Source organism: Bradyrhizobium ganzhouense, from assembly GCF_049949285.1.
Taxonomy (GTDB): domain Bacteria; phylum Pseudomonadota; class Alphaproteobacteria; order Rhizobiales; family Xanthobacteraceae; genus Bradyrhizobium; species Bradyrhizobium ganzhouense.
The window spans coordinates 1,370,557-1,396,330 of sequence record NZ_CP181318.1; the positions used below are offsets into that span (position 1 = coordinate 1,370,557).

Annotated in this window: 29 protein-coding genes; 19 read left to right on the plus strand and 10 right to left on the minus strand. The window is 64.7% G+C overall.

Annotated elements, in window-relative coordinates; genetic code table 11:
* Window positions 1-21 precede the first annotated feature (21 nt).
* Window positions 22-837 (plus strand): L,D-transpeptidase family protein, encoded by an 816-nt coding sequence (locus tag ACLFLU_RS06410; RefSeq protein WP_426411472.1) that lies wholly within the window; start codon window positions 22-24, stop codon window positions 835-837.
* A 116-nt stretch (window positions 838-953) separates the two neighbouring features.
* Complete coding sequence (locus ACLFLU_RS06415) at window positions 954-1,172, plus strand: hypothetical protein (RefSeq protein ID WP_426411473.1); 219 nt, start codon at window positions 954-956, stop codon at window positions 1,170-1,172.
* Between the two features lie 63 nt (window positions 1,173-1,235).
* On the opposite strand, the gene ACLFLU_RS06420 is transcribed toward ACLFLU_RS06415, so the two are convergent.
* The 5 genes from ACLFLU_RS06420 to ACLFLU_RS06440 all read right to left on the minus strand — a co-directional run bounded on the left by ACLFLU_RS06420 (window position 1,236) and on the right by ACLFLU_RS06440 (window position 6,284).
* Complete coding sequence (locus ACLFLU_RS06420) at window positions 1,236-2,051, minus strand: DUF2076 domain-containing protein (protein WP_426411474.1); 816 nt, start codon at window positions 2,049-2,051, stop codon at window positions 1,236-1,238.
* A gap of 125 nt (window positions 2,052-2,176) precedes the next feature.
* Window positions 2,177-3,022: a ChbG/HpnK family deacetylase gene (locus tag ACLFLU_RS06425; protein ID WP_426411475.1), complete on the minus strand. Its 846-nt coding sequence runs from the start codon at window positions 3,020-3,022 to the stop codon at window positions 2,177-2,179.
* On the minus strand, window positions 3,019-4,065 hold the full coding sequence (locus ACLFLU_RS06430) for a glycosyltransferase family 2 protein (RefSeq protein ID WP_426411476.1): 1,047 nt from the start codon (window positions 4,063-4,065) through the stop codon (window positions 3,019-3,021). Before ACLFLU_RS06430 ends, ACLFLU_RS06425 begins: the two co-directional genes overlap by 4 nt.
* A gap of 86 nt (window positions 4,066-4,151) precedes the next feature.
* Window positions 4,152-5,129: an ATP phosphoribosyltransferase gene (gene hisG / locus ACLFLU_RS06435; protein ID WP_426411477.1), complete on the minus strand. Its 978-nt coding sequence runs from the start codon at window positions 5,127-5,129 to the stop codon at window positions 4,152-4,154.
* 3 nt (window positions 5,130-5,132) lie between these two features.
* Window positions 5,133-6,284 carry an ATP phosphoribosyltransferase regulatory subunit gene (locus tag ACLFLU_RS06440; protein WP_426411478.1) on the minus strand — a complete coding sequence of 384 codons (1,152 nt, stop codon included), beginning with the start codon at window positions 6,282-6,284 and terminating at the stop codon, window positions 5,133-5,135.
* 698 nt (window positions 6,285-6,982) lie between these two features.
* Here ACLFLU_RS06440 and ACLFLU_RS06445 point away from each other — a divergent pair.
* Window positions 6,983-7,588 (plus strand): hypothetical protein, encoded by a 606-nt coding sequence (locus ACLFLU_RS06445; RefSeq protein ID WP_426411479.1) that lies wholly within the window; start codon window positions 6,983-6,985, stop codon window positions 7,586-7,588.
* A gap of 73 nt (window positions 7,589-7,661) precedes the next feature.
* The gene (locus ACLFLU_RS06450; RefSeq protein WP_426411480.1) at window positions 7,662-8,606 is read left to right on the plus strand and encodes a helix-turn-helix domain-containing protein; all 945 of its coding nucleotides are present in this window, start codon (window positions 7,662-7,664) and stop codon (window positions 8,604-8,606) included.
* 117 nt (window positions 8,607-8,723) lie between these two features.
* Here the strand turns inward: ACLFLU_RS06450 and ACLFLU_RS06455 are convergent, their stop codons facing one another.
* On the minus strand, window positions 8,724-9,479 hold the full coding sequence (locus tag ACLFLU_RS06455; RefSeq protein WP_426411481.1) for a 16S rRNA (uracil(1498)-N(3))-methyltransferase: 756 nt from the start codon (window positions 9,477-9,479) through the stop codon (window positions 8,724-8,726).
* Window positions 9,480-9,690: 211 nt separating this feature from the next.
* On the opposite strand from ACLFLU_RS06455, the gene ACLFLU_RS06460 reads away from it, so the two are divergent.
* Together ACLFLU_RS06460 and ubiA are read left to right on the plus strand one after the other, a co-directional pair.
* The gene (locus tag ACLFLU_RS06460; protein ID WP_426411482.1) at window positions 9,691-10,353 is read left to right on the plus strand and encodes a hypothetical protein; all 663 of its coding nucleotides are present in this window, start codon (window positions 9,691-9,693) and stop codon (window positions 10,351-10,353) included.
* Window positions 10,350-11,282 carry a 4-hydroxybenzoate octaprenyltransferase gene (gene ubiA, locus ACLFLU_RS06465; RefSeq protein ID WP_426411483.1) on the plus strand — a complete coding sequence of 311 codons (933 nt, stop codon included), beginning with the start codon at window positions 10,350-10,352 and terminating at the stop codon, window positions 11,280-11,282. The genes ACLFLU_RS06460 and ubiA overlap by 4 nt, the downstream gene beginning before the upstream one ends.
* On the opposite strand, the gene ACLFLU_RS06470 is transcribed toward ubiA, so the two are convergent.
* Window positions 11,279-11,797 carry a DUF6101 family protein gene (locus ACLFLU_RS06470; RefSeq protein ID WP_426411484.1) on the minus strand — a complete coding sequence of 173 codons (519 nt, stop codon included), beginning with the start codon at window positions 11,795-11,797 and terminating at the stop codon, window positions 11,279-11,281. The genes ubiA and ACLFLU_RS06470 overlap by 4 nt on opposite strands.
* 279 nt (window positions 11,798-12,076) lie before the next feature.
* Here ACLFLU_RS06470 and ACLFLU_RS06475 point away from each other — a divergent pair, with 279 nt between their 5' ends.
* The 8 genes from ACLFLU_RS06475 to ACLFLU_RS06510 all read left to right on the plus strand — a co-directional run bounded on the left by ACLFLU_RS06475 (window position 12,077) and on the right by ACLFLU_RS06510 (window position 19,229).
* Window positions 12,077-13,480 carry a TldD/PmbA family protein gene (locus ACLFLU_RS06475; protein WP_426411485.1) on the plus strand — a complete coding sequence of 468 codons (1,404 nt, stop codon included), beginning with the start codon at window positions 12,077-12,079 and terminating at the stop codon, window positions 13,478-13,480.
* Window positions 13,467-14,276 (plus strand): 3'(2'),5'-bisphosphate nucleotidase CysQ, encoded by an 810-nt coding sequence (locus ACLFLU_RS06480; protein ID WP_426411486.1) that lies wholly within the window; start codon window positions 13,467-13,469, stop codon window positions 14,274-14,276. The genes ACLFLU_RS06475 and ACLFLU_RS06480 overlap by 14 nt, the downstream gene beginning before the upstream one ends.
* Before the next feature lie 57 nt (window positions 14,277-14,333).
* Entirely contained in the window at window positions 14,334-14,579 is a 246-nt protein-coding gene (locus ACLFLU_RS06485) for a DUF4170 domain-containing protein (RefSeq protein WP_426411487.1), read from the plus strand.
* Window positions 14,576-15,289 carry a lysophospholipid acyltransferase family protein gene (locus ACLFLU_RS06490; protein ID WP_254195659.1) on the plus strand — a complete coding sequence of 238 codons (714 nt, stop codon included), beginning with the start codon at window positions 14,576-14,578 and terminating at the stop codon, window positions 15,287-15,289. Before ACLFLU_RS06485 ends, ACLFLU_RS06490 begins: the two co-directional genes overlap by 4 nt.
* Complete coding sequence (locus tag ACLFLU_RS06495) at window positions 15,252-16,610, plus strand: 3-deoxy-D-manno-octulosonic acid transferase (RefSeq protein ID WP_426411488.1); 1,359 nt, start codon at window positions 15,252-15,254, stop codon at window positions 16,608-16,610. Before ACLFLU_RS06490 ends, ACLFLU_RS06495 begins: the two co-directional genes overlap by 38 nt.
* Window positions 16,603-17,619, plus strand: coding sequence for a tetraacyldisaccharide 4'-kinase (gene lpxK, locus ACLFLU_RS06500; RefSeq protein WP_426411489.1), 1,017 nt, complete (start codon window positions 16,603-16,605; stop codon window positions 17,617-17,619). The genes ACLFLU_RS06495 and lpxK overlap by 8 nt, the downstream gene beginning before the upstream one ends.
* 247 nt (window positions 17,620-17,866) lie before the next feature.
* Complete coding sequence (locus ACLFLU_RS06505; RefSeq protein WP_426411490.1) at window positions 17,867-18,853, plus strand: cysteine synthase A; 987 nt, start codon at window positions 17,867-17,869, stop codon at window positions 18,851-18,853.
* Window positions 18,854-18,920: 67 nt separating this feature from the next.
* Window positions 18,921-19,229, plus strand: a complete 309-nt coding sequence (locus tag ACLFLU_RS06510) for a hypothetical protein (protein WP_426411491.1) — start codon at window positions 18,921-18,923, stop codon at window positions 19,227-19,229.
* Window positions 19,230-19,245: 16 nt separating this feature from the next.
* Here the strand turns inward: ACLFLU_RS06510 and ACLFLU_RS06515 are convergent, their stop codons facing one another.
* On the minus strand, window positions 19,246-19,473 hold the full coding sequence (locus ACLFLU_RS06515) for a DUF2093 domain-containing protein (protein ID WP_426411492.1): 228 nt from the start codon (window positions 19,471-19,473) through the stop codon (window positions 19,246-19,248).
* 182 nt (window positions 19,474-19,655) lie between these two features.
* Here ACLFLU_RS06515 and ACLFLU_RS06520 point away from each other — a divergent pair, with 182 nt between their 5' ends.
* Together ACLFLU_RS06520 and ACLFLU_RS06525 are read left to right on the plus strand one after the other, a co-directional pair.
* Entirely contained in the window at window positions 19,656-20,486 is an 831-nt protein-coding gene (locus ACLFLU_RS06520) for a dienelactone hydrolase family protein (RefSeq protein WP_426411493.1), read from the plus strand.
* Window positions 20,487-20,688: 202 nt separating this feature from the next.
* Complete coding sequence (locus tag ACLFLU_RS06525; RefSeq protein WP_426411494.1) at window positions 20,689-20,838, plus strand: hypothetical protein; 150 nt, start codon at window positions 20,689-20,691, stop codon at window positions 20,836-20,838.
* Window positions 20,839-21,017: 179 nt separating this feature from the next.
* Here the strand turns inward: ACLFLU_RS06525 and xseA are convergent, their stop codons facing one another.
* On the minus strand, window positions 21,018-22,658 hold the full coding sequence (gene xseA, locus ACLFLU_RS06530) for an exodeoxyribonuclease VII large subunit (RefSeq protein WP_426411495.1): 1,641 nt from the start codon (window positions 22,656-22,658) through the stop codon (window positions 21,018-21,020).
* A 119-nt stretch (window positions 22,659-22,777) separates the two neighbouring features.
* Between xseA and ACLFLU_RS06535 the strand changes: the two genes are divergently transcribed.
* From ACLFLU_RS06535 to ACLFLU_RS06545, 3 genes are read left to right on the plus strand one after another with little or no spacing between them, the layout of a single operon-like run.
* Complete coding sequence (locus ACLFLU_RS06535) at window positions 22,778-23,788, plus strand: alpha/beta hydrolase (protein ID WP_426411496.1); 1,011 nt, start codon at window positions 22,778-22,780, stop codon at window positions 23,786-23,788.
* Entirely contained in the window at window positions 23,785-24,336 is a 552-nt protein-coding gene (locus ACLFLU_RS06540; RefSeq protein ID WP_426411497.1) for a hypothetical protein, read from the plus strand. The genes ACLFLU_RS06535 and ACLFLU_RS06540 overlap by 4 nt, the downstream gene beginning before the upstream one ends.
* A complete protein-coding gene (locus ACLFLU_RS06545; protein WP_426411498.1) occupies window positions 24,336-24,635 on the plus strand; it encodes a winged helix-turn-helix domain-containing protein in 300 nt (99 codons plus the stop codon). The genes ACLFLU_RS06540 and ACLFLU_RS06545 overlap by 1 nt, the downstream gene beginning before the upstream one ends.
* Before the next feature lie 112 nt (window positions 24,636-24,747).
* Here ACLFLU_RS06545 and ACLFLU_RS06550 read toward each other — a convergent pair whose 3' ends face one another.
* Window positions 24,748-25,683 carry a trypsin-like peptidase domain-containing protein gene (locus tag ACLFLU_RS06550; protein ID WP_426411499.1) on the minus strand — a complete coding sequence of 312 codons (936 nt, stop codon included), beginning with the start codon at window positions 25,681-25,683 and terminating at the stop codon, window positions 24,748-24,750.
* Window positions 25,684-25,774: the final 91 nt, after the last annotated feature.

The following is a 25,774-nucleotide window of genomic DNA, read 5'->3' on the forward strand; positions in this document are numbered from 1 at the left end:
GAAACAGTACAGAGTACGTCGATGTTCAAGAAAATGTCTGTCGCGCTGCTCGGCAGCGCTTGCGCCTTCATTGCCGGCGCCGATCGCGCCAGCGCCTTCGACAATACGGTGCCGAACGATCCGCCCGCGGTGCTCTATCAGCCGCGTGGCACCCCGGCGCCGGTGCGCGTCGCCTCCAATGCCAATATGGGCGGCGGCTTCATCGAGTTCCTGTTCGGCGATGGGCCCGGCCGCGGTCCGGCCTATGCGCCGCAGCAGTCGATCTATCAGCAGCAGCCCGGCTACAACGATCCACGCCGCCTGCCGCCGATGGGCGAGCCGCAGATGCAGGGCGGATATCAGCAAGGCGCAGCTCTCCAGCAGGAGGCGGTCGATCCGCGGCAGCGTCCGTTCGACCCGAAATTCGAGAAACAGCTTGTTGACTATAGCGGCAAGGAAAGTGCCGGCACGATCGTGGTCGATTCCAACAACAAGTTTCTCTATCTCGTCGAGGGCAACGGCCGGGCGATGCGCTACGGCATCGGCGTCGGACGCGAGGGCTTCACCTGGAGCGGCGTGAAGTCGATCACGGCCAAGCGCGAATGGCCGGATTGGACCCCGCCGGCGGAAATGATCGCCCGCCGCCCCGATCTGCCGCGGCACATGGAGGGCGGCCCGGAAAACCCGCTCGGCGCGCGTGCGATGTATCTGGGCTCCACGCTCTACCGCATCCACGGCTCCAACGAGCCCTGGACCATCGGCACCAACGTCTCCTCCGGTTGCATCCGCATGCGCAATGAGGACGTCATCGACCTCTATGGCCGCGTCAATGTCGGAACCAAGGTCGTTGTGATGTGAGGGCCTGCGGCATCAATGATGCCGCAGAAGTGAGCAGTCGTGACGGAGCGGCGGATTGGGGCGGTAAAGCCCTGGTCCTATGTCATACGCATAGCTACTCATCTTGGAGCAATGCGATGCGTACGATCTTGGCTTTGGGTGTTCTCGTCGCCCTGACCGCCTCGGCTAGTGCGGGGACCGTGCATCATCGGCGCCATGTCGCCCATGCCGGCCAGGCCTTCGCCCCCCGGCTCACGCCGCGCGCGGCTGAGGGCTTTGCCTATGTTCCTCGCCCGGTCCCGTACTCGGCGCCGGTCGAATACAACAGCAATCCCTATCCGTACTGGGGCGGCTGACCGCCGCTAGAGACAAAACGGCCGCTGATCTGGCGGCCGTTTTTCTTTGCGGATCGGACTTGCTCAGGCGTAGTCGCTGCCGCCGTCGTCGTTGCCGCCGAAGTCACTATCGTCGGCGAGGTCGATATTATCGTCGTGATCGTCACCGTAGTTCTGATCGTTGTTGTTCTGGTCGTCGTTCGACGCCTGGTCGGTGAAGCCTTGACGGGAATCCCGGTTCGACCCGATGTCGTCGAGGCCGGCATCGCGGGCGAGCGAGCCGCCGGACTGGTCGCCAGCCCACGGGCTGCGGTCGCCGAGCGCATTGGAGTCGCCAAAGGCCTGATGCGATCCGCCACCCATCATGCCGCGGATGCTGGAGAGCAGCAGCGATCCGCCGACCACACCGGCCGCGGCCGCCGCTGCCGTGCCCAGGAACGAGCCGCCGCCACCGCCGGCCGGCGGTGCGCCGTAGCCTTGGCCATAACCCTGACCCTGTCCGTAAGCCTGACCATAAGGCGGCTGGCCGTAGCCCGGCTGGGCCTGCTGCATCGCCTGGCCGCTGTTCCAGACCGGCCGGGAGTCACGCGGCGGCACGTTCGGAACCGAGCCGCGCGACGGGCTCGAGCCGAACAGCGTGTCGCGCATGGTGTCGAGGAAGCCGCCGGACTGCGGCTGCTCCGGCGCATGGGCCGCTTCCAGCTCCTGGATCCGGTTATGCGCGCGCTTCAGCGCTTCGTCCTGCAGCAGTGTGGTCTGCACCAGCGCATAGACTGCGCCCGGTGCCTTGCGTAAGCCGTCCGAAATCGCGGCGATCGCGTCGGGATCGCGCGGTGCATTTTCCAGTTTCGAAAGCCGGTCGAAAAGCTCGTCGACGAGTTGGCGTTCCTGCGGCGTCATGGTCTGTCTCCCTCGCGCGAAACAAGCGCAAGCGGCATGTAGGGTTCCATTGTGGCCCCAACAGTGGCGGCCGGATTAAATTTCGGTATGCGACCGACTGCCTCGCGACCCGGCTTTCGCCGGTTTCATCCCAGTGTCATGTGGCTGGCCGCCAGAAGCTGCGCGAAGGCGTCGCTGGCGAGATAGGCATGCTCGCGTTCTCTGACATCCGTCATCGGGTCGAGGCCGGTGAGGACCTCGTCGACGAAGCCGGGATGGCACATCACGAGGCCACCCTTGGGGAGACCTTCCAGGAACTGCCGCATCAGATCGCCGAAATCGGCCGCGCGCGTGAAATCATAGGCGCCGGCAAAGGCGGGATTGAACGCAAGACCGGCACGCACCGCGCGGCGACGGAATTGTGCGCTGAGGATATCGAGCACCATTGCCTTTGGTGAAGCCAGCCGCCGCGCCAGCGGCAGGTCGCGTCCGCCCTGGCGCACCCACGCGTTGGGCGCTGCCTCGCTGACGGCATCGACGAAGCCGTCGCGCACCTGCGGAAACAGCTGCACGTGCTGATGGCCATCGACGAAATCGGGCGCGCGGCCGAAGGCTTCCGCGAAGGCGGCCAGCTGCGCTCGCACCTCGTTGCGGAAGAATTCGCGGTCGAGCCGCCGCAGAAGTCCGGCGCGCAGCAATTTTGGAAAGGCCATGAACATGTCGCCGTCGAGCGGCCGGAAATGCATGGTGAGGGGGCGGAACGGCGCCGACAGCGTCACGTGCAATCCGATCGCGCAGCGCGGGCTCGTCTTCGCGGCGGCCTGGAGCGTATCGATCTCGCCATGCTCGATCGCGGGGCCCACCATCATCACCGAGGTCGCGTTGAGGCGGCCACGCTCGATCAGGTCGCGGATGGCACGGTTGACACCCGGGCTGATGCCGTAATCGTCGGCGCAAAGCCAGATCGGCTGCGGCACTGCCGCCGGGCTCATTCGGCTGCGGTCCTGTTGGCTGCGTCGCCGGCCTTGTCGGCTTCAAAATGCTTTTCGCTATGTTCGGCGACGAAGTAGATCGGACGCGCCTTCAGCTCCGAGAGGATCTTGCCGATATATTCGCCGACGATGCCGATCATGATGAGCTGCACGCCGCCGATCGTCATCAGGCCGACCACGAGCGATGGATAGCCCGGCACCTGTTTGCCGGTCGTGAAGACCTCCCAGAGGATCGAGAGGCCGAACAGGAAGGCGACGCCGGCGAGGATGACGCCGAGCAGGCTGGCGAAGCGCAGCGGTGCGACCGAGAACGAGGTCACGCCTTCGATCGACAGACCCAGCAGGCGCGCGGCGCTGAAGGTCGTCACGCCGTGGACGCGCGGCGCGGGCTCGTAGTCTACGCGGATCTGACGGAAGCCTATCCAGCTCGCGAGCCCCTTGAAGAAGCGGTTGCGCTCCGGCAGTTGCCTCAGCGCCGTGACCGCGCGGGGCGACAGCAGGCGGAAGTCACCGGCATCCTCCGGGATCTTCTGGCGTGCGCCCCAGTTGATCAGCGCGTAGAAGCCGTGCACGGCAACGCGGCGCAGGAAGGGCTCGTTGTCGCGATGGGCCTTGGCGGTATAGACGACGTCATAGCCGTCCTCGATCCAGTGCCGCACCAGCTGCTCGACGAGATCAGGCGGGTGTTGGCCGTCGCCGTCCATGAACATGACCGCGCCGAGGCGGGCGTGGTCGAGGCCGGCCATGAGCGCAGCCTCCTTGCCGAAATTGCGCGAGAGCGACACCACCTGGACGTCGATCGCGTCTGCCGGCAGCGAGCGCGCGACCGACAGGGTCGCATCCGCGCTGCCGTCGTCGACATAAACGACCTCGCAGGCAAGGCGGTAGCGTTGCCGCAAGGTCTTGGCGATATCGCAGATGCGCTGGTGCAGGACGGCGAGGCCCGCCGCCTCGTTATAGACGGGGACGACAATCGACAGCCCCTTCGCGGCGGCACTCGCTGCGGTGGTGGTCAGGGCGGAAACGTCAGAGCCCAGCGTCATCGATCAAGGTTCCAGAGGCGTCGAAATCATCTCAACAGCATATGGTAGCTGCTGTTTGCTGTCGCTACGCTGAACGGACCTGAGGCTCACTGCCGCAGGAACGCCTCGAGCTTGGCAAACAGCGGGTTCTCCCGGTCGAACACGTAGTCGAGCGAGACCACCGAGACGGTCTCGGCGCCATGTTCGCGCAGGAAGCTCGCAAGCGCATAGAGCTGTCCGGGCGGGCAGTGCAGCGTGAGCATGCCCGACGAGGTCGGCCCGCCGAACGGAGCCTCGACGCCGAAACGGCTGTGGGCCTCAGCGAGCAGGGCGGCATCGCATTGCCGGAAGCGGGTCCGGACCTCGCGGTACTTGTTGGCCCGGGCCCGGGCGGCGATGTGGTCGAGGATGACGCGGGCGGTCTCGCGGGCCTGCGGCGACCAGTCGGCCTCCTTTGAGGCGACCAGATTGGCCTGGCTGCGCAGGATCACGCCGTCGTCGAGCACCCGCAAGCCATTGGCGGCGAGCGTCGCACCTGTCGTGGTGATGTCGACGATCAGCTCGGCGCTGCCGGCCGCCGGCGCGCCCTCAGTTGCGCCTGCGCTCTCGACGATGCGGTAATCGGTGATGCCGTGACTCTGGAAGTAGGCGCGGGTGAGGTTGACGAACTTGGTCGCGACCCGCATCCGCATGTGATGCTGCTCGCGGAAGCCGGTGGTGACGTCGTCGAGATCCGCCATGGTGCGGACGTCGATCCAGGCCTGCGGCACCGCGACCACGACGTCGGCATAGCCGAAGCCGAGCCCGTCGATCAGCGACACGTGCTTGTCGGCGTCGGCGATATTCTCGCGCACCAGGTCTTCGCCGGTGACGCCAAGATGCGCGAAGCCGCGGGCGAGTTGCGATGCGATCTCGCTTGCCGAGAGATAGGCGACCTCGACATTGTCGAGGCCTGCAAGCGTGCCGCGATAATCGCGGGCGCCGCCGGCCTTCGACAGTTTCAGCCCGGCACGGGCGAAGAAGGCCTCGGTGTTTTCCTGGAGGCGACCCTTGGAGGGAACGGCCAGAACGAATGGCGCGCTCATGACTTAAGCTCCCACCTTGCGGCCGATCCTGGTCAGCGCGTCCACCCAGACCGAGAAGCCGACGGCCGGGATCGGCGCCGGCGATCCGAGCTGGGTCATCAGTCCATCATAGCGGCCCCCGGCAACCAGCGGCTCGGCGCCGTTGCCCCTGTGGTGTAGCTCGAATTCGAAGCCGGTGTAGTAATCGAGGCCGCGCCCGAACGCAGTCGAGAAGCGCGTGGTCTTCACGTCGATGCCGCGCGCCGCCATGAAGCCGATCCGGCTCTCGAACTGGTCGATTGCGCCGGCAAGGTCGAGCTTCGCGTCAGCGGTCAGCGCGCGCAGCTCGGCAATTGCATCGTCCGGATTGCCTGAGATCGACAGGAAGCGCTTCAGCACGTTGACCGCCTCGCGCGGCAGCGCGCCGCCCTTCAGCGTCGACTGCTCGAGGAAGCGGTCGGCAATCTCGGCCGTGGTGCGGCCACCGACATTGGTGGTGCCGGCGATCGACATCAGATCGGTGACGAAGGCCAGCGCCGCCTTGCGATCGGAGCCCGCGAGCGCGGCCAGCACGCCCTCATATTCGCTGCGCGTGGTTGCGGTCGTGCGGGCCAGCCCTTCCAGATCCTGCTCCAGGCTGATCTTGCGATGGAAGTCCTTGACCAGGCGGCGGCGCCAGACCGGATAAAGGTCGAGCGCGTCGAGCAATGCGTTGAACAGCGCCACGTCGCCGGTGCGGATCTCGACGTCGCGCACGCCGAAAGCGGCGGTCGCCTCCAGCGCCAGCGCCAGCGTCTCGGCATCCGCGGCAGCCCGATCCTGGCGGCCGAACGATTCGAGCCCGGCCTGGAGGAACTCACTGGCCTGTCCGCTGCGGTAACGGAACACGGGACCCAGATAGCTGAACCCTGCCGGCTGGCCGGCGCGGCTGGAGGCGAGATAGTCGCGCGCCACCGGGATCGTCAGGTCGGGGCGCAGGCAGAGCTCTGCGCCGGACAGGTCCGTCGTCAGATAGAGGCTTTTGCGGATGTCCTCGCCGGACAGGTCGAGGAACGGCTCGGCCGGTTGCAGGATGGCGGGCTCGGCCCTGACGTAGCCGGCCTGCGCAAACGACAACAGCAGCGTATCCGCCCAGGCGGCGGAGCCGGCAGCATTTGAGGTGGCAGTCGCGGTCATAACAGGGATCCATCGTCCCGGCGGAACCGGGCAGGCAAGGGGAGGCCAAAGGGGTGCCAACAGGCAGGCACAGGAATTGGCGCAGCCCTTAGCATGGCCGGAAAACGGTTTCGACCTCCAAAGGATCAATCGCTTAACGACTTTGGAGCCGTCCGGACCATCGGGCCTGGATCTGACGCCGACTGCATCGTCAGCCCGGGCAATGGCTAATGATAGGTAATATAATACTTACGTTTCCAGCGAAGCTCGAGCGCTGCCGGCAGCGACAGAGTGGCTTCGCTCTCACTCAGTTCGTCCTGGGACGTCTCTGGGCGTTTCCGCTGATGATGCCTCGGTCGAGGCGAAGGCAAGTCCCGCTGGTTCAGATGCAGCGTCATCCGCGAGCTGCTCTGCCAGTTTCAGAACTCTCTGCCTTTTGCTTGGGTCCGTTATGCTGAGGAATGATCTGATCAGCCACAATTCCTCGCGTCGCAGCCTGTCCGATTCATTGTCGTCCATGGCCATGTCGTCCTGCGCGACCGCCGGCTGATTGGAGCCGGCATCGCCGAAACAATCAGATACGGCGGATCTGCATGAAAGTTTCGGCGGCCGTCGATCTGGCCGACATGCCGAAGGTCCGCCTCATCGTCAGCCGCCAAATTGTCCTGCATTCGCGCCGCGCCGCGCCTGCAACCCCGCCCTGACATCACAATGAGAGGTTGAGGACACTTGGCCGTTGTCACATACTCAATTTGGGTATGCAGGATGATACGCTTGCTGCTGCCTTCGTTTACAAGATGGATATTGGTTTCCGATTCATGCGCAATGCTTCTGATATCATCCGGACGGTCTCGCGACACACGCTGGCCTATATGCTGTTTTCGATCAGCGAGATGTTCCGGAACTACGATGAATTCGATCCGATGGACCTTCTGATCGTTCACGCGATTCTCAATGCGAACGTCATCCATGTGATGAACGATCCGTTGCTGGACGAGAGGTTTTCCAGCATTCACGCGGTCGAGCCGGATACGATAAAGCAGGGCGTGTCACGAGCGGCACTCTCTCGCTTCCTCAGTCTGCCGCTGGAGACGGTTCGCCGTCGCGTGGCGGGATTGAAGAGGCGGAAGATTCTCGCTGAGACCGAGGCCGGGCTGATCGTGACCGAGCAGAACGCATTCAAGTTTGGCAATAACCACGAGCTACAGAAGACCAACATGCTGCTGCTGACGAAGCTGCTCCGCGATCTCAAGCGCGCCGGCATCAACGGACCGGATGATCTGAGTGCCGCCAAGGTCGTCGTGGCGGCGAAGAAGGCGAAGTAAGCGGCAGGACATGGATCAAAGCCATCTCAACATTGCTCGCGATGGAGTCCAAAAAGGCGCTGCGGAGCGCCTGTTGTCGTTCCAGGATCTCAAGCCATCATCGGCGCTCGAGCTCCAATCGTATGACATCGATCATTTCGGCGACAGTGAGAGATATGCCGGTGCGTCCAGCATGCCGTTGTCTGCCGGGACGACTGCGATCATGCGCGCGCGGCTCAGCCTGCCGACCTTGAGCCTCTCGCTGGTGAGGACCTTCCCGCGGATCATTCGCGGTTATCAGCTGGCGCATGCTGCCGCCGTGGTGGTGCCGATGGATCAAGTGACCTCGACCCGCATCAATGGGCAGTCAATCGGCAGTTCGATCGTCATTCTGAAGGGCGGCTCCGATTGCCTGGTCTATGAGCCGGTCGGCCGTCTGATCGGTGTCGTCTACTTCACACCGCCTGCGTGCGAGCTCTGGTCTCGACTGGATGGCTATCATTTGCTGAGCCCGGCATCGGACGTCCTCGCCTCCTTGCAGTGCCTGATCTCCACAATGCTTGAAACCGCCGCCAATGATCCGGACTTTCTGAACGAGCCGACATCGCAAGCGGCTGTCGAACAATCCCTGCTCAGCGCGATCGACGGCGCCATCCAGGCCAGCGTGGACAGCAGGTCTGTGCACGCCACGACGGAGAGCTATCTGCGGATCGTCGCCGACATGGAAAGATTGATCCGGCACGATCTGACGATCTGGCTCAAGACGACCGAAATGGCCGAGCGGGTGGGCGTGTCGGTCCGGACCCTCCAGAGTGCGACGCAGGCCATCTGCGGCATGAGCCCGCATCGCTATAGCCGGGTCCTGCGTCTCTGGTCGGTGCGTCGGCAGCTGCGCACCGGCCCGGGACGGCGCAGCGTGAAGGCCTGCGCCATTGCCCATGGCTTCTGGCATTTGAGCGAGTTCGCGGCGAGTTACAGGGCGGCGTTCGGCGAACTGCCGTCCGAGACTCTGCATCGATCTGTGCGGGAGCACAGCTAGAGCGTTTTCGAGCGAAGTGGGTACCGGTTCGCGTCAAGAAAACGCGTCAAAACAAGAATCTAGAGCCCCGTTCCGATCCCATCGGAACGGGAAAGGCTCTAGCCGGGATATCGCGACCTAGTCGCGTGTGCCGCCCCAATCGCCCAGCACGGCCTGCACCAGCGCCAGCGCCGCCACTGCGGCCGTGTCAGCCCGCAGGATCCGTGGGCCCAGCGCCAGCCGCAGGATCCTGGGCTGGCGCAGCAGCAAGGCCCGCTCCTCTTCGGCGAAGCCGCCCTCGGGGCCGATCAGGACGTCGATACCGTGCCCGGACGCGCGTGCTTGTCGCAGGCTCTGGATGGGATCCTCGACCTCGGCCGCCTCGTCGCAGAACACCAGCAGGCGATCGGCGGGGCGCTGGCTGAGGTAGCGCTCGAGCGGCGCGGGTTCGGCCACGGTGGCGAGGCTCAGGATCCCGCATTGTTCGGCGGCCTCGATGACATTGGCGCGCATGCGCTCGGTGTTGACGCGGGAGGCCTGGGTGAACCGGGTCTGGACTGGTTGCAGGATGGCGGCGCCCATCTCCACGGCCTTCTGGACCGTGTAATCGAGCCGGGCATGCTTGAGCGGAGCGAACACGTAAGCGAGGTCGGGCAGCCGATCCTGGGGGCGGACTTGCTGGAGGATGACAAGGTTGTCGGGCCGCTTGCGGCCTTCGATCGCGGCCTGCCATTCGCCGTCGCGGCCGTTGAAGGCCAAAACCTCGGCCCCGGCGGCAAGCCGCAGCACATTGCCGAGGTAGTTGCTCTGGTCGCGGTCGAGCAGAACCTTGGCATCCTGGGCCAGGGTGGGCTCGACGAACAGGCGGGGGCCGCGAAAATCGTGGGAGGGCATTGATCAAAAGTCCGATTTGCCGCCGTTCTTAACCGAAAGCAGCCGTTTCGGGGGTAAATATTGCCGAATCGATGCGTCGGCACGCCGCGCTCTTGCCCTATTCGACGGGTTGTTAAGCGTTGGCGGGAATCGTAAAATCGCGAACACGCTGGTTGCGCTTCAATTGGGAAGACGCCGAGCCCCGTAAGCTCCTGCCGGAGAGACTATCTTGATGATCCGTCGTTTGATGGTTCCGATCACTGCCGTCATGGTCACCATGGGTGCCGCTGGCGCCTACGCCCAGGGGTTCCCGGCTCCGTTGCCGAACCAGGCCGCTGCACCCGATTCCGCATTTCCGCCCGTGAACGGCTCGGCGCCGGTCGCCTCTATGGGGACTGCGCCGCAAGCATCCTTCCCCGTCAACGGTGCTGCACCGCTCGGTGGCTCCGGCGCTTTCAGCGCGGCTCCGCCGACGCAAGGCGGTCCCGGCGAGGACTGCATGAAGGCCTTCATGCCGCTCCGCGAGGACGCAGAGAAGCGCGGCAAGCTGATCAAGGCGGCGAGCGATCGTCACGCGCCGCCGGACGAAGCGTGCAAGCTGATCCGCAATTTCAGCCAGGCTGAGACCAAGATGATCAAATACATCGAGGCTCACGCCGCCAAATGCGGAATCCCGCCGAACGTCGGCGCCCAGATGAAGGACGGCCACAAGAACACCGAGGCCATGGCAACGAAGGTCTGCAATGTAGCGCAGCAGATGCAGAACCAGCCGCGCGGTCCGGCCGGTCCGTCGCTGAGCGAGGTGGTGGGTTCGGGATCGGCGCCGGAAGCCAATGCCGGCAAGAAGGGCGGCAGCACCTTCGACACGCTCAACGGCAACGTCCTCACCCGATGAGCGACACATCCGCCCGCGTTGCCGATTCCACCGGCAACTGGGTCGATACGCTCGCGCCGCCATGGGCGCGGCCATATTTGCGCTTGTCCCGCTTCGATCGTCCGATCGGCTCCTGGCTTTTGCTGATGCCGTGCTGGTGGTCGGCCGCGCTCGCGAGCGGCATGGCGCATGATGTCCATCGCCTGCCGCTTGTCATCGTGCTGTTCTTCATCGGTGCTTTCGTGATGCGCGGCGCCGGCTGCACCTGGAACGACATCACCGATCGCGACCTCGACGACAAGGTCGAGCGCACCCGCTCGCGGCCGCTGCCGTCGGGGCAGGTGACCACCAAGCAGGCGCTCGCCTTCATGGTCGCGCAGGCCCTGATCGGGCTCGTGGTGCTGTTGCAGTTCAACCGCTTCGCGATTCTGACCGGGATCGCCTCGCTTCTGATCGTTGCGATCTATCCCTTCATGAAGCGCATCACCTGGTGGCCGCAGATCGTGCTCGGGCTGGCCTTCTCCTGGGGCGCCCTGATGGGCTTCGCCGTCACCTTCGGACGTATCGACGTCACCGCACTGGTGCTCTACGCCGGCGCGATTTCCTGGGTGATCGGCTATGACACCATCTATGCGCATCAGGACGCCGAGGACGATGCGCTGATCGGCATCAAGTCCACCGCGCGCCTGTTCGGCGTGCATACGCACCAGGCGCTGATCCTGTTCTATGGTCTTTCAGTGATGCTGATCGGTGTCGCGCTGGCGTCGGGCGATGCGCGCTGGCCGGCCTGGATCGGGCTTGCCGCCTTCGCCGTGCATCTGGCGTCGCAGATCATGCGGCTGGATATCAGCGATCCCTTGCTGTGCAAGCGGCTGTTCTATTCGAACAGGGATGCTGGGCTGCTGCTGTTTGCGGGATTGCTGACCGATGCGGTGATCCGCGCGGCTTAGTTCCTTGCGATGATCTCGCGTTCCTCGCGATGGATCGGCAGCGCGCGCGCCATGGCGGTGCGGCGGCGCATCAAAAATTTCGGACGGCGGTCGCGGATCGCGTTGCTGCGGCGACGGCGGGCTGCGGGCTTGCGGGCGCCTTCGTCGAGCTGTGGCAGCGCGAAGATCTCGCTCCAGATCGCCCAGGCCTCGGCGAGATCGTCGCCATCGGCACTGACCAGCAGCGGAACGGAAAGTGAGGGATCGCGATGCACCAGCACGAGGGTCTGCGCCTCGTCATTGCCGCGCAGCGCGACGCCGGTGAAGTCGCTGACGCGCACGTTGATCGCCATCTGCATGCCGCGGACGGCACGGCGCAGCACGACACGTTCGCGATGAAGCTCGATTTGCCTGGTGTAGCCGTCGGCGCGCGGATCATGCGCATCGAAGCGGACCGGAAGGGAAAGAGGGTCGAGCCGCAAGCTGCGGCTCGACCCGGCGGGGTTGGCCCCGCATGTTGCTGTTTGACGCCTCACGGCTTTCGTTCTCCCCGCCAGGATTATGTTCCCGGTCGATGCGAGGACCTTAGCGCGGGCCGCTCCGAAACAGCTTAAAAAGGCTGGTTAATCCAGCGTCACCGCCCGCCATGATTGACAAGACCTTGGCGCGGATGATTGACGAGACGTTGCGCGAACCTCGCGAATCTGAGCCTTCTGCTGGCTGATAATGCTTGAAGTCCGCACCATTTGGGCACATCTGGTGTTCAGGGCCCCTGATCGCCCGGAAACCTCCCGCGCCCCAACAGGATTTCGTTTGTGAACTCTTCACCAAGCTCGACGCTTTCGCCCCAGGGCTCTTCAAAGTCCAATCGCGACCTGTTCGATCAATCCGCGCTGTCCGATCTCGCGCAGCGTCTGGTCGAGGCGGCGAAGCGCGCCGGCGCGGATGCGGCCGATGCGGTCGCGGTGCGCGGCATCTCGCAAGGCGTCGAGGTGCGCGACGGCCGCGTCGAGGAATCCGAGCGGTCCGAGGGCGACGATGTCGGCTTGCGCGTGCTGGTCGGCCAGCGCCAGGCCGTGGTTTCAACCAATGACGCGAGCGGCGATGCCGTCACCAAGCTTGCCGAGCGCGCGGTGGCGATGGCGCGCGTGGCGCCCGACGACAAATATGTCGGCCTCGCCGATCCCGCGCTGCTCGCGCGCGATTTCCCCGATCTCGATCTGCTCGATCCCGACGTGCCCGCGACATCAGAGCTCGAGCGCCGCGCGCTCGAAGCCGAGGCTGCGGCACTCGCCGTGAAGGGCGTGTCGAAATCCGGCGGCGCCTCGGCCTCTGCCGGCATGGGCGGCATGGTGCTTGTCACCTCGACAGGCTTCCACGGCTCATACCTGCGCTCGAGCCAGGGCATCTCGGCGACCGCGATCGTCGGCGAAGGCACCGGCATGGAGCGCGACTACGACTTCACCTCGGCGCCGCATGGTGCGGACCTGTTGTCGCCCGAAGTGGTCGGCCGCTCCGCCGGCGAGCGCACCGTGGCGCGCTACAATCCGCGCAAGGTCGAGACCTGCAAGGTGCCGGTCGTGTTCGATCCGCGCGTCGCGGGCTCGCTGGTCGGCCATGTCGTCGGCGCCATCAACGGCGCCTCGATCGCGCGCAAGACCAGCTTCCTCAAGGACAAGCTCGGCCAGCAGCTGTTTGCGAAAAACATCCGCATCATCGACGACCCCCTGCGCAAGCGCGGCCTGCGCTCGCAGACGTTCGACGCCGAGGGCGTTGCGGTGAAGCGGATCGCGCTGATCGACGAGGGCGTCCTGACGACCTGGCTGCTCGATTGCGCCACCGCGCGCGAGCTCGGCCTCACCACCACCGGCCACGCCCATCGCGGCGTGTCGTCCTCGCCGTCGCCCGGCCCTTACAATCTGCATCTCGAGCCCGGCACGCCGACGCCCACTGAGCTGATCGCCGACATCAAGCAGGGCTTTTACGTCACCGATCTGATCGGCTCGGGCGTCAACGGCGTCACCGGCGATTACAGCCGCGGCGCCTCGGGGTTCTGGATCGAGAACGGCGAGCTCACTTATCCCGTCAGCGAGGTGACGATCGCGGGCCATCTGTTCGAGATCTTCAAGTCGATGCAGCCGGCCAACAATCTCGAGTTCCGCTACGGCATCAATGCGCCGACGGTGCGCATCGAGGGTTTGACGCTTGGCGGACGTTGACGCGAACGAAACCATCCTGACGCGCGACGCCGCGCTGCTGCAAGACACGGTGCGAGACGCGGGCGCGCTGGCGCAGTCGATGTTCAAGACCGAGCTGAAGAAATGGATCAAGGGCGCGTCTTCGCCGGTCTCGGAAGCCGACATCGCCGTCAACGACCTTTTGGAAGCACGCCTGCGCGGCGCCACGCCGGACTATGGCTGGCTGTCGGAGGAGAGCGCCGACGATGCCAGCCGGCTGTCGCGGCGGCTGACCTGGGTGGTCGATCCCATCGACGGCACCCGCAACTATCTCAACGGCCATGACGAATGGTGCGTCAGCGTCGCGCTGGTCGAGGATGCCTCGCCCGTGCTCGCCGCGGTGTTTGCGCCTGTTAGCAACGAGTTCTTTTTCGCCGCCCGCGGCCAGGGCACGATCCTCAACGGCAAGCCGGTCCGGGCGACGGGAGGGACCGCGCTCGACTTCGCCCGGGTCGCCGGCCCGAAGCCGATGGTCGAGCGGCTCAATACAAGCGGCGGCGACATCAAGCTGCATCCGCGAATCGGTTCGCTGGCGCTGCGGCTCTGCCGGGTCGCCAATGGCGGGCTGGATGCGGCTTTTGCGGGGGGCAACAGCCATGATTGGGACCTTGCGGCGGCCGATTTGATCGTGCAGGAAGCGGATGGTAGGATGAGCGACCTCTCCGGAGATCCCATCCTCTACAACCGTCGGGAAGTGACGCACGGGGTGCTGGTGGCAGCGGGACGCGATCGTCATGCGAGCATTGTCGCGCATTTTCGAAACCGTCCCCTGGCCTGAGCGCGTCCGTTATGCTTTTCGAACACTGCTTTGCCGGGCAGCCCGTTAGGAGAACCCATGTCTGATAGTGCCCCGCAACAACTGCTTCATCTCGTCATCGGTGGTGAGCTGCTCGATCTCGAGCACAACACCTTCAAGAACCTGGACGACGTCGAGATCGTCGGCCTCTATCCGAACTACGCATCCGCGCACGTCGCCTGGCGCGCCAAGGCGCAGAGCACGGTCGACAACGCGCAGATGCGCTATTTCATCGTCCATCTTCACCGGCTGCTCGACCCTACCCAAGAAACGAAGGCGCGTTGAAAAAACTGCTTCGCAATACGCTGCGAAGCAGCTGGTTTCAGCGTGCCGTCGGGGTCCTGGCGGCCGAATATCTGCGTCTGGTCTGGCGGACCAACAAATTCACGTTCGATCCGCCCGATGTCTATGACATCGTCGAGCCGCAGATCCCGGCGATCTTCGCGTTCTGGCACGGCCAGCATTTCCTCACCCCGTTCATCAAGACCAAGGAGTCGTATCGGGCCAAGGTCCTGATCTCCCGGCATCGCGACGGCGAGTTCAATGCGATCGCCGTCGAGCGGCTCGGCATCGGCCTCATCCGGGGGTCCGGGGATCACGGCGGCGCGTTCCACCGCAAGGGCGGCGTCGGCGCCTTCAGGGAAATGGTGTACACGCTCCAGGACGGTTGTAATGTCGCGCTGACCGCCGATGTCCCCAAGCGCTCGCGCGTGGCCGGCCTCGGCATCATCATGCTGGCACGGGAATCGGGGCGGCCGATCATGCCTTTCGCGATGGCGACCAGCCGCTTCATCCGGCTCAAGAACTGGGATCGCACCACCATCAACCTGCCGTTCGGGCGGGGCGCCCTGGTCGGCATCAAGGAAATCCACGTGCCGCCGGATGCCGATGCCGCGACCATGGAAGCGTTGCGGCAGGAGCTGGAAGACACGCTGAACGAAGCCACCCGCCGCGCCTATGCGCAGCTCGGCCGCCCGGGACCTGCAGATGGCTAACTCGCTGCCCCATGCGCTGCCCAAGTCCCTGCCAATGACGCTGCGGATGTATCGGCGCCTGGCCACTAGCCTGGTGCCGCTCGCGCCTGCGCTGATCAAGCGGCGGCTGAAGCAGGGCAAGGAAGATCCCGAGCGCGTCGGCGAACGGCGGGGGCTGAGCCGGGACGTGCGGCCGCACGGCCCGCTGGTCTGGATCCACGGCGCCAGCGTCGGCGAGGTTTTGGCCGCGGCCGCGCTGATCGAGCGGCTGCGCGATCTCAATTTGCGCATCCTGCTCACCTCGGGCACGGTCACCTCGGCCGCCGTGGTGGCAAAACGTTTCCCGCCCGACGTCATCCATCAATACGTGCCGTATGATTCCCCGCGCTATGTCGCGCGCTTCCTCGACCATTGGAAGCCGTCGCTGGCGCTGTTCATCGAATCCGACCTGTGGCCGAACCTGATTCTGGCGGGCGCGGCGCGCCGGGTGCCGATGGTGCTGATCAACGGGCGAATGTCGCCGCGCTCCTTCCCGCGCTGGCGCCGGATGCACGGCACCATCTCGGCGCTGCTGTCGCGTTTCGACATCTGCCTGGCGCAGTCGAAGCTGGACGCCGAACGTTTCTCCGCGCTCGGCAGCCGCGACGTCGTCACCACGGGCAATCTCAAGCTCGACGTTCCGGCGCCGCCCGCCGATCCCGCAAAGCTCGAACGGCTGATGGCGATGACGCGCGGGCGGCCGATCATCGTCGCGGCCTCGACCCATCCGGGTGAGGACGAGATGCTGGTCGCCGCGCATCGCAACCTCGTCGGCTTCTTCCCGCAGCTTCTGACCGTGATCGTGCCGCGGCATCCCGATCGCGGCTCGTCGATCGCAGGCCTGATCACGGCGTCCGGGCTGAAGCCCGCGTTGCGCTCGCGCGAGGAGCTGCCGACGGCGACGACCGATATCTATGTCGCCGACACCATGGGCGAGCTTGGCCTGTTCTACCGCCTGTCGCCGATCGTCTTCATGGGTGGATCGCTGATCCGCCATGGCGGGCAGAATCCGATCGAGGCGATCAAGCTCGGCGCGGCGATCGTCCATGGTCCGCACGTGTTCAATTTCGCCGACGTCTATGCGGCACTCGACGAAAGCGGCGGGGCGCGCCAGGCTGACTCGCAGGAGGCCCTGGTCAAGCAGCTCGGCTTGTTGCTGGCCGAGCCGACCGTGCGCGACAAGATGCATCGCGCTGGCTCCGGCGTGGTCGAGGAGCTCGGCGGCGCGCTCGATCGCACCATGACGGCGCTCGAGCCGTATCTGATGCAGTTGCGGATCGAGATGGGAGCCGCCAATGCGTGAGCCGGCCTTCTGGTACCGGCCGCGTTCCCCGAAGTCGCATCTGCTGAGCCCATTGGGTGCGCTCTATGGCGCCATCACCGCGCGCCGCATGGCGCGCAAGGGCTTTGACGCCGGCATCCCCGTGCTCTGCGTCGGCAATTACCATGTCGGCGGCGCCGGCAAGACGCCGACCGTGCTGGCGCTGACGAAGCTGCTGCGCGAGCTCGGCGAGACACCGGTGGTGCTCAGCCGCGGCTATGGCGGACGCTCGCACGGCCCGGTGATGGTCGATCGCGAACGTCATACCGCCGCCGATATCGGCGACGAGCCGCTGATGATGGTACGCGACGTCCCCGTCGCCGTCGCACGCGACCGCCTCGACGGCGTCGCGCTGGCGAAGTCGCAGGGCGCCACCGTGATCCTGATGGACGACGGCTTCCAGAACCCGCTTCTGTTGAAGGACGCCTCGCTGATCGTGATCGACAGCGAACGTGGCCTCGGCAACGGCAAGGTGTTTCCGGCAGGTCCGCTGCGTGCGCCGCTGAAGGCGCAGCTTTCGCGCACCGATGCGCTGGTGCTGATCGGCGACGGCCATGCCGCGGACGAAGTCGCATCGGAGATTTCCGCGCGCGGCAAGCCGGTGCTGCGCGCGCGCCTGAAGTCGGACGCCGCCGCAGTCGCGCAACTCTTCGGCAAGCAGGTTTTCGCCTTCGCCGGCATCGGCGATCCCGAGCGCTTCTTCCGCAGCCTGCGCGCCAGCGGCATCGAGGTCGCACGCACGCGTCCCTTCGCCGATCACCACATGTTTTCGCGCGACGAGCTCTTAGCGCTCGCGGCCGACGCCCAGCGCGAGCAGCTCATATTGGTGACGACGGAAAAGGATCTCGCGCGCCTGCGTGGCCGTGACGGCGTGCCCGATGGCATCGTGCCGTTCGCCGTCCAGCTCGAATTCGGCGATCCGGCCAGGCTCAAGCAGCTGATCAGCGACCATCTCTACAAGGCCCGCGAGCGAAGGTTTTCCAGTCGCTGAAATCTCCGCAAACGAAGATCTCGTAGGGTGGGCAAAGCGAAGCGTGCCCACCATCTATGTTCGCGTCCGGAGTGAGGTGGTGGGCACGCTTGCGCTTTGCCCACCCTTGGCATCGTTGACTTGGCTTGAGAATAGAATTTCCGCTCAATCACGCCGGACATCCAAAATCTTTCATGCATCCACCGAACTAGAGAAGCGAATTGCCCACTCGTCCGCCTAAGGTTGCAGAAACATCAGGGGGCAGGCGATGAACAATGTCCGAGCGGGTTTCCTCGACTCTATCGGCAATACGCCGTTGATCAGGCTGCGAGGGCCGTCAGAGGCCACGGGCTGCGAGATCTATGGCAAGGCTGAATTTCTCAACCCCGGCGGTTCGATCAAGGATCGCGCGGCTCTGGCCATGATCAACGATGCCGAGCGGCGCGGCAAGCTCGCGCCAGGCGGCATCATCGTTGAAGGCACCGCCGGCAATGTCGGCATCGGCATCGCGCTGGTGGCGAATGCGCGGGGCTATCGCAGCGTGATCGTGATGCCTGAGACGCAAAGTCAGGAGAAAAAGGACATGTTGCGGCTCTGTGGCGCCGATCTGCGCCTGGTGCCCGCCGTGCCGTATTCCAATCCCGCTCATTACGCGCGCTACTCCGGCCAGCTCGCCGAGGAGCTCGGCGCATTCTGGGCCAATCAGTTCGACAACGTCGCCAATCGAGAGGGGCACTATCGCACGACGGGTCCGGAGATATGGGCGCAAACGGAGGGCCGGATCGACGGCTTTACCTGTGCCGTCGGCAGCGGCGGCACCTTGGGTGGGATCGCGCGCGCTCTGAAAGAGCGCAACCCCGACATCAAGATCGCGCTTAGCGATCCCATGGGCGCCGCCCTCTACAACTGGTTCACCAAAGGCGAACTCACGACGGAAGGCGACTCCATCACGGAAGGGATCGGGCAAATCCGTGTGACCAGGAATTTGGAAGGCGCACCGATCGACATGGCCTATCAGGTCACGGACCAGGAAGCCTTGCCCGTCCTGTTCGACCTGATCGAGCACGAAGGACTGGTGCTGGGTGGCTCGAGCGCTATCAATGTCGTCGGCGCCATGCGGCTTGCGCGCGACCTTGGTCCAGGCAAGACCATCGTGACCATCCTTGCAGACGGCGGACAGCGCTATCAATCAAAATTGTTCAACCCGGAGTTCCTGCGCGGGAAGGGCCTGCCTGTGCCACGGTGGTTGCAATAGCGAACCGCCATTCAGCCGACGTTCATCGCAAAACCCCTATCGCTTCAGGACGATCCTGGAGAATGCGATGAAGCTCCCTCTCGCGGCGCTGGCCGCCAGCCTTGTGTGTCTGATTGTTGCGCCGGTGTTTGCGCAGACGACGCCGGCTCCCGCGGCTCCGACCGCCACGGTGCCGGTTCCCGCGACCAAGCGCGTGACCTGTCTCGCCACGACGCAAAACCTGAAGGGGCAGGACAAGCGCGACCAGATGCAGCTCTGCATGGCGCAGGCGCGGGTGGATTGCCTGAAGCAGGCGATCGATCAGAAGCTGGTCGGCGAAGCGCGCAAGAGTGCGATCAAGACTTGCGTGGGCACGGATGCGACCGAGCAGCAATAGAAGCGCGGGCGAGGCCTCACCATTGCGGCTTCGGCGCGTTGGGGAAATGCCGCTGCAGCACGGCGGCGGGCGTGGCGTAGGCTTCCTGCAAATCCACGCTCCAGTATTTCAACTCGTCGAGCGGGATCCGCGTGTCGGTGATGGCGCAGCGCACGAAGGTCCCCGGTGAGATCACACGGAAATCGCCGTCGAGATATTGCACCTGCGCTTCGCCATGGCCCGAGGGGCCGAACTTGTTCAGCACGGTCGAAAGTCTCCGTGGAAGGCACCTGCTTGGAAAACCTTGCAGGGCACGATGTGTTGGACTGGATTTAGCATAGATAGGGTGGCTTGTCCGCCCGTTAAACCCACCGGTTTGTGATGTTTTGCCGCCGTTACCGCATGATAGTGCTTGAGGCCGTGCGGCACTTCCTGCGACAGAGTCCGATGCGCCTTCCGCTGACCGCCCTGTTCCTGACGCTTCTGATGTCGGCCGCACATGCCGCGCCGGCACCTGCACCTGCGCAGGTCGAGATTCCCCTGTCGTCCGGCGTCCTGCATGCGCAACTGTTCAAGCCCGACGGTGAGGGGCCGTTCCCGACCGTGATCGCGCTGCATGGCTGCGGCGGCCTCGGCAGCCATTCCGATTCCGTCCAGCCGCGCTATCGCGATTGGGCCGAACGCCTGCTCAAGGCCGGCAATGCCGTGCTGCTGCCGGACAGCTACGGCTCGCGCGAGCTCGGCCCGCAATGTCGCGTCAAGGAGGTGCACGTCAAGGCGCGGCGCGAGCGCGTCACCGACATCGCGGCATCGCGCGCCTGGCTGATGAAGCAGAGCTGGGTGGCGCGTGATCGTGTCAGCCTGATCGGCTGGGCCAACGGCGCCAGCGCGCTGCTCTGGGCGGTGCGCCCGCAGAGCGTGGCGCGTGATGCGGGACCGGATTTCCGCGCCGCGATTGCGTTCTATCCGGATTGCCGGATCTCCGCCGGTCTCGGCTGGAGCACGCGGGTGCCGACCTTGGTGCTGATCGGCGCCAATGACGACGTCTCGTCGCCGCCGGCCTGCCGCCAGATGGTGGATGGCGCGCACGGCCGCAGCGCGCTGGCGCGCATCGTGGTCTATCCCGGCGCCTATCACGATTTCGACCGCGCCAACACGCCGCTGCACGCGGCCGCCAGCAGCACCGATGCCGCCGTACCTGAGCACGGCCATCTCGGCACCGATTCCGAAGCGCGCGTGGAGTCGCAGAAGGAAGTCGCGGAGTGGCTGGCGCGATAGCAAGCGGGCTCGCCGCGCCGTAGCTCGAAAGAAGCGAAGGCGGGGCCGCCCGAGGAACAAGGTGAGGCGGACAGCCCCGCATCGACCACCGCCCTGCACGAACCAGGATGGCCGACGGGGAAACTACGGTTCGCGCCTCGCACCGGTTTCAGCGGATGTCGGCGCCTTAGTTCGACCACGATGTCGGCTAAACGCATCCGTCATGCGCAATCGCTTCGTCCTCTTCTCCTCCGCACTGGTCATTTTCACGGTCGTGGTCTTCCTGTTCGAAGCCCACGCCGGCGCACCGCAGCTCTCGCCGGAACATTGCGGCTTCTGGACCACGATCGACGCGGGATTGTCCTGCCGGTAGGGCTCCGCTGTCGTCCCGGCCTAGTGCGCAAGTGCGCACGGGGGGCCGGGACCCATACCGCGTGATCTAGCAATTGCCGGTGGTAGGAGTACCGAACCACGAGTCTCCGCCAAACTTCTCCCTGAGGTTATGGGTCCCGGCCTTCGCCGGGACGACACCGGGGAGAGTGCGTGCGACCTCTAGAACAAACTGCCCTGATCCACCGGCTTGCCCACGCGCTTCGGCGCCGGCTTCGCCTCCTGTGCAGCCGCCTTCGGCTGAGCCGGCGCGCGCTTGGCCACAGGCGCAGGCCGATCCGCATCCGCCGTCGCGCTCACGCGTCCATCCGCAAACTCGATCGCGATCCGCGCATTCGGTCCGACGCTGTCGGCCGAATGCAGCGGATGCCCGGCTTCGTCGCGCACCAGCGCGAAGCCGCGGGCGAGCACGCCGCGATAGGACAGTGCGGAGAGCAGCTTGCCGCTGTTCTCGACGCGGGCATCGAACCGCTGCAGCAAGGTGACAAGCGCGCGGCCCGCGCGCTCGGCGAGGCGAAGCGTGCGCTCGCGCTGGCGGGCAATTGCGTTGCGCTGGGCCTGTGCGTTGGAGAGCTTTGAGGCGCGCAGGCGCACTTCAAGTCCGGCGAAGCGGTCGCGCCGTTGCCGCAGCAACGCGCGTTCCGAAAGGCCAAGCCTCTCGCCGGATACAGTGAGCCGGTGATCGGCCTGCGAAATCTGGCCGTGCAGCACCCGCAGCGTCAGTTTTGAGCTCGCCGCGGTGAACCTGCGGAAATGCGCGTGCGTGTTGGCCTTCAATCCGCGGGGCAGGGCGCTGCCCGCTGAATCCAGCCGCTGTCGCGGGATCGCGAGCAGATCGCCGGCCGCCGGCAGCGCGCGCGCGGCGGCGCGCAATTCGCTGCGGCGGCTCTCATGGGCGCGCTGCCAATAGGCGCGCGTGCGGCGCGCGAGATCGGCGACCTCGACGAACAAGTCGCTGCGCACCGGCACGGCCATTTCGGCGGCCGCCGTCGGCGTCGGCGCGCGCTTGTCGGCGACGAAATCGATCAGCGTGATGTCGGTCTCGTGGCCGACCGCCGAGATCAGCGGGATCATGCTCTCGGCGGCTGCGCGGACCACGATCTCCTCGTTGAACGACCAGAGATCCTCCAGCGAGCCGCCGCCGCGCGCGACAATCAGAACATCTGGCCGCGGAATCTTGCCGCCCGGAGCAATCGCGTTGAAGCCGCGGATTGCGGCCGCGACCTGCTCGGCCGAACCTTCGCCCTGAACTTTCACCGGCCACACCAGCACGTGACGGGGGAAGCGATCCTCGAGCCGGTGCAGGATGTCGCGGATCACGGCGCCGGTCGGCGAGGTCACCACGCCGATCACGTCCGGCAGCCAGGGCAGCAGCTGTTTTCGCGCTTCGTCGAACAGGCCTTCGGCGGCGAGCTTCTTCTTGCGCTCCTCCATCAGCGCCATCAGCGCGCCGATGCCGGCCGGCTCCAGCGCTTCGATCACGATCTGATACTTGGAGGAGCCCGGATAGGTCGTGAGCTTGCCGGTGGCGATGACCTCGAGCCCTTCCTGGGGCTTGAAGCGCATGCGGCCGTGCACGCCCTTCCAGATCACCGCCTCGATCTTGGCGCTCTCGTCCTTGAGCGCGAAATAGCAATGGCCGGAGGAATGGGCGCCGCGGAACCCGGAAATCTCGCCGCGGACCCGGACATGGCCATAGGTGTCCTCCACCGTCCGCTTCAGGGACTGCGAGAGCTCGGAAACGGTGAATTCGGGCGTATTGAGCAGGGGTTCCGCAGGCGGCATCGGCAAACGATTCGGCATTTTGGGGTCGATCTCGACGTTAAGGATTTTCGCCGGCAAGCGCGAATCCGGCTCTTGATCAAGAGAGTACTCTGCAATATAGAGTTCTCTATCAATGATCTGGCCAGGGAGTTTGGACCATGGCGATGCGGCTGCTGCGAGGAGCTCTGGGCTTGCTCAAATGGGGTCTGTGCGCGGTCGGCGCAGTGGCGCTGATCTTCACCGCCTTGATCGCAACACCCTTGGAGCGGCCACCAGAGCTGCGCTCGGTCTCCGACTCCCGCAAGGGCGTCGACATGTCGACCCTGCCGGCGCTGGAGCGCTTCCAGGCGCGCGACGGCACATGGCTCGGCTATCGACATTACGCCGCCGGCGGCACCGACGCCGGCCGCGGCGCGATCTTCATCCACGGCTCGTCCGGCTCATCCGGCACGATCAATCACGCCCTGACGGCGGCGATCGCCGCACACGGCGTCGAAACCTGGGCGCTCGATACGCGCGGCCACGGCGCGTCCGGCACACGCGGCGATATCGGCTATGTCGGCCAGCTCGAGGACGACCTCGTCGATTTCGTCGCCCATGTCCGCAAGAGCGCGCCGGATCTGCCGCTCACTCTGGTCGGCCATTCCGCCGGCGCCGGCTTTTCGCTGCGCGTCGCCGCGACGCCGATCGTGCAGGATTTGTTCGTGCGCACCGTGCTGGTCGCGCCCTATCTCGGCTATGACGCACCGACCAACAAGCCGCATTCCGGCGGCTGGGCCAATGCCGACATCCCGCGCTTCCTCGGGCTCACCGCCTTACGCAAGCTCGGCATCGACTGCTGCGCGCAGCTTCCGGTGCTCGCCTTCGCCGTGCCTGCGAATTCGGAGCGGATTCTGACGCCGACCTATTCCGACCGCCTGATGCGCAACTTCGCCACGCACGGCTATCGCCTCGATCTCGCCTCGGTGACGCATCCGATGACGATCTTCGGCGGCGCCGAGGACGAGATGATGATCTCGGAGAAATATGCGGAGACCGTGCAGGCGATCAAACCTTCCGTCGACGTCAAGCTGATCGAGGGCGTCAACCATATGGGCATGGTCACCAGCCCGAAGGCGGTCAACGCGATCGCCGATGACGTGGCGACGCGCGGGAGCGGGCAGTCATGATCGACAGCAAGGAGGCGTCTGCAGCGCTGGCCGATATCGACGACATCGTCCAGCGCGTGCGGCAATCGCAGCTCTATGAGCTGGCCAGCCTCGCGGCGCTCTGGTGGGGCGTTCTGGTCTTCGCCGGCAATGTCGTGACCTGGCTCTGGCCGTTCTACGCGATGTACGCCTGGCCCGCCGTCGACATCCTGGGGGTCGGCGGCCTGATCGCGATCCGATTGCTCGCTCCGTCGCAAGCCCAGGCCGCGGCCTTCGACATCAGGCTCGTACTGGTCTTCGTGCTGTTCTTCGCGTTCGGCTACATCTGCACCAACGTGCTCGGTCATTTCGGCCCGCGCGAGCTCGGCGCATTCTGGCCGATCTATTTCATGCTCTTCTACACACTTGCCGGTCTCTGGTTCGGCTATGCGTTCGTCGCGATCGGACTCAGCATTATTGCCCTTACGCTGATCGGCTTCTTCTACATCGGCGAGGCATTCCCGCTCTGGATGGCCTTCGTCAACGGCGGAGGTCTGATCGTCGGTGGCCTCTGGATGCGGCGGATCTGATGGCCGAACTTGACGACATCATCCATCAGCCGCTGCGGTTGAAGATCATGGCGGCCCTGAACGCATTGCCGGCCGCGACGGGTCTCGAATTTTCCCGGCTCAAGAAGCTCACCGGCGCCACCGACGGCAATCTCGGCGCACATATCGAGACGCTCGCCAAGGCCGGCTACGTCTCAGTCGACAAGGCCTTCGTCGGCAAGAAGCCGCAGACCACGGTCACCGCAACCGCCACCGGCCGCGGCGCCTTCGCGCGGCATGTCGCGACGCTGCAGGAGATCATTGCGGGGAAGCAGGGCTAGGCTATCCCCGGGGGAGGGTTAGGATAGCGTCAAAATGCGCTGAGTTTCCTACAAAAAATCGGCTACTCTGGCCGCACCATGGCGGCCACTACCTGCTACCACCTTCAAGATATCAGCCCAGCGCCTTTTCTATAAATTGTGCGATAGCCTGAGCAGGGACGGCAGAACTCACCATGTTAATGCCGCCCTCATGCCTTGTCTCAAGTGAGCGGACAACTAACCCGATTGCTTCTCCGTCCGTGTTCAGAACCGGACTACCACTGCTGCCGGGCGATACGCTATTTGAAATCAGAAGGTATTCGGATTGATCCTGATAGGATTTGATCTTGGCGTTCAATTCGCCCCGATGGGCCAACAAATAAACATTGTCTGCCGTCGACACCTTCGGAAACCCAAGCGTGATTGTTTGTTCTAATATCTCCGAGGAAGACGCCAAATTGATTGGGACGGGTTCTCCTCGTAGCTCGATAGGAACAAACGCTAGATCGGCGGTCGAATGACGTATCCACTCCGATTTGATCTGATAGTGTGATCCGCTGGTGCCGACCAAGCCGCGCACCGAAACGCCTTCGTCCGGATCGACGTTATGCTTGGCTGTGACCAAGACGGGGCCGTGAACGCGGCTATTGACGAAGAATCCTGTACCGACGTGGATGTCCCGGCCTTTCACGACCTCAATAGCCACAACGCTTGGCCTATATCTCTCTACGATGAACGACGGTCCTCGCAATAAGTTAGAAAGAATATCTCGCTGGATTGCCGTTTCAATATTTTCTCTTTGCCAAGCGTATGGGTAATGACCCTGAAGCCCCAAATCGAGATCACCGACCAACGCCAAATCGAGTAGCTTCTTCAGAATTCTCGTGACTGCAGAACCGTTGGTGGAGCCGCTAGTGGAGAAATTGGCGACGAGCAGCATAAAATCGACGGTCCGAAAATTTCCCTGCTTTAGGAGAGGGATAGAGGGATTTGTACGAGCGCCAGCAAATACCTTCTCTACCAGAGAAGAATACTCCAAGGGGTCGCGCACCGCGTTCAGCAGTTGCATGACGGATTCTAGCTCTTCCGAGTCTAATCTCGAAAATCTCATTTCCATCTGGCCTTCTGTTTCGACTCTAAACCCGCGAGCCGGCTTACAA

Bases quoted from the DNA above. Each gene is read 5' to 3' on its own strand.
- ACLFLU_RS06525 (WP_426411494.1), top strand. From the start codon at position 20,689: ATGCGCAATCGCTTCGTCCTCTTCTCCTCCGCACTGGTCATTTTCACG.
- ACLFLU_RS06520 (WP_426411493.1), top strand. From the start codon at position 19,656: ATGCGCCTTCCGCTGACCGCCCTGTTCCTGACGCTTCTGATGTCGGCC.
- ACLFLU_RS06460 (WP_426411482.1), top strand. From the start codon at position 9,691: ATGATCCGTCGTTTGATGGTTCCGATCACTGCCGTCATGGTCACCATG.
- ACLFLU_RS06495 (WP_426411488.1), top strand. From the start codon at position 15,252: ATGCGCAGCTCGGCCGCCCGGGACCTGCAGATGGCTAACTCGCTGCCC.
- ACLFLU_RS06510 (WP_426411491.1), top strand. From the start codon at position 18,921: ATGAAGCTCCCTCTCGCGGCGCTGGCCGCCAGCCTTGTGTGTCTGATT.
- xseA (WP_426411495.1), bottom strand. From the start codon at position 22,658: ATGCCGAATCGTTTGCCGATGCCGCCTGCGGAACCCCTGCTCAATACG.
- ACLFLU_RS06430 (WP_426411476.1), bottom strand. From the start codon at position 4,065: ATGACGCTGGGCTCTGACGTTTCCGCCCTGACCACCACCGCAGCGAGT.
- ubiA (WP_426411483.1), top strand. From the start codon at position 10,350: ATGAGCGACACATCCGCCCGCGTTGCCGATTCCACCGGCAACTGGGTC.
- ACLFLU_RS06455 (WP_426411481.1), bottom strand. From the start codon at position 9,479: ATGCCCTCCCACGATTTTCGCGGCCCCCGCCTGTTCGTCGAGCCCACC.
- ACLFLU_RS06420 (WP_426411474.1), bottom strand. From the start codon at position 2,051: ATGACGCCGCAGGAACGCCAACTCGTCGACGAGCTTTTCGACCGGCTT.
- ACLFLU_RS06425 (WP_426411475.1), bottom strand. From the start codon at position 3,022: ATGAGCCCGGCGGCAGTGCCGCAGCCGATCTGGCTTTGCGCCGACGAT.
- ACLFLU_RS06505 (WP_426411490.1), top strand. From the start codon at position 17,867: ATGAACAATGTCCGAGCGGGTTTCCTCGACTCTATCGGCAATACGCCG.
- ACLFLU_RS06540 (WP_426411497.1), top strand. From the start codon at position 23,785: ATGATCGACAGCAAGGAGGCGTCTGCAGCGCTGGCCGATATCGACGAC.
- ACLFLU_RS06485 (WP_426411487.1), top strand. From the start codon at position 14,334: ATGTCTGATAGTGCCCCGCAACAACTGCTTCATCTCGTCATCGGTGGT.
- lpxK (WP_426411489.1), top strand. From the start codon at position 16,603: ATGCGTGAGCCGGCCTTCTGGTACCGGCCGCGTTCCCCGAAGTCGCAT.
- ACLFLU_RS06440 (WP_426411478.1), bottom strand. From the start codon at position 6,284: ATGACCGCGACTGCCACCTCAAATGCTGCCGGCTCCGCCGCCTGGGCG.
- ACLFLU_RS06415 (WP_426411473.1), top strand. From the start codon at position 954: ATGCGTACGATCTTGGCTTTGGGTGTTCTCGTCGCCCTGACCGCCTCG.
- ACLFLU_RS06550 (WP_426411499.1), bottom strand. From the start codon at position 25,683: ATGCAACTGCTGAACGCGGTGCGCGACCCCTTGGAGTATTCTTCTCTG.
- ACLFLU_RS06410 (WP_426411472.1), top strand. From the start codon at position 22: ATGTTCAAGAAAATGTCTGTCGCGCTGCTCGGCAGCGCTTGCGCCTTC.
- ACLFLU_RS06535 (WP_426411496.1), top strand. From the start codon at position 22,778: ATGGCGATGCGGCTGCTGCGAGGAGCTCTGGGCTTGCTCAAATGGGGT.
- ACLFLU_RS06545 (WP_426411498.1), top strand. From the start codon at position 24,336: ATGGCCGAACTTGACGACATCATCCATCAGCCGCTGCGGTTGAAGATC.
- hisG (WP_426411477.1), bottom strand. From the start codon at position 5,129: ATGAGCGCGCCATTCGTTCTGGCCGTTCCCTCCAAGGGTCGCCTCCAG.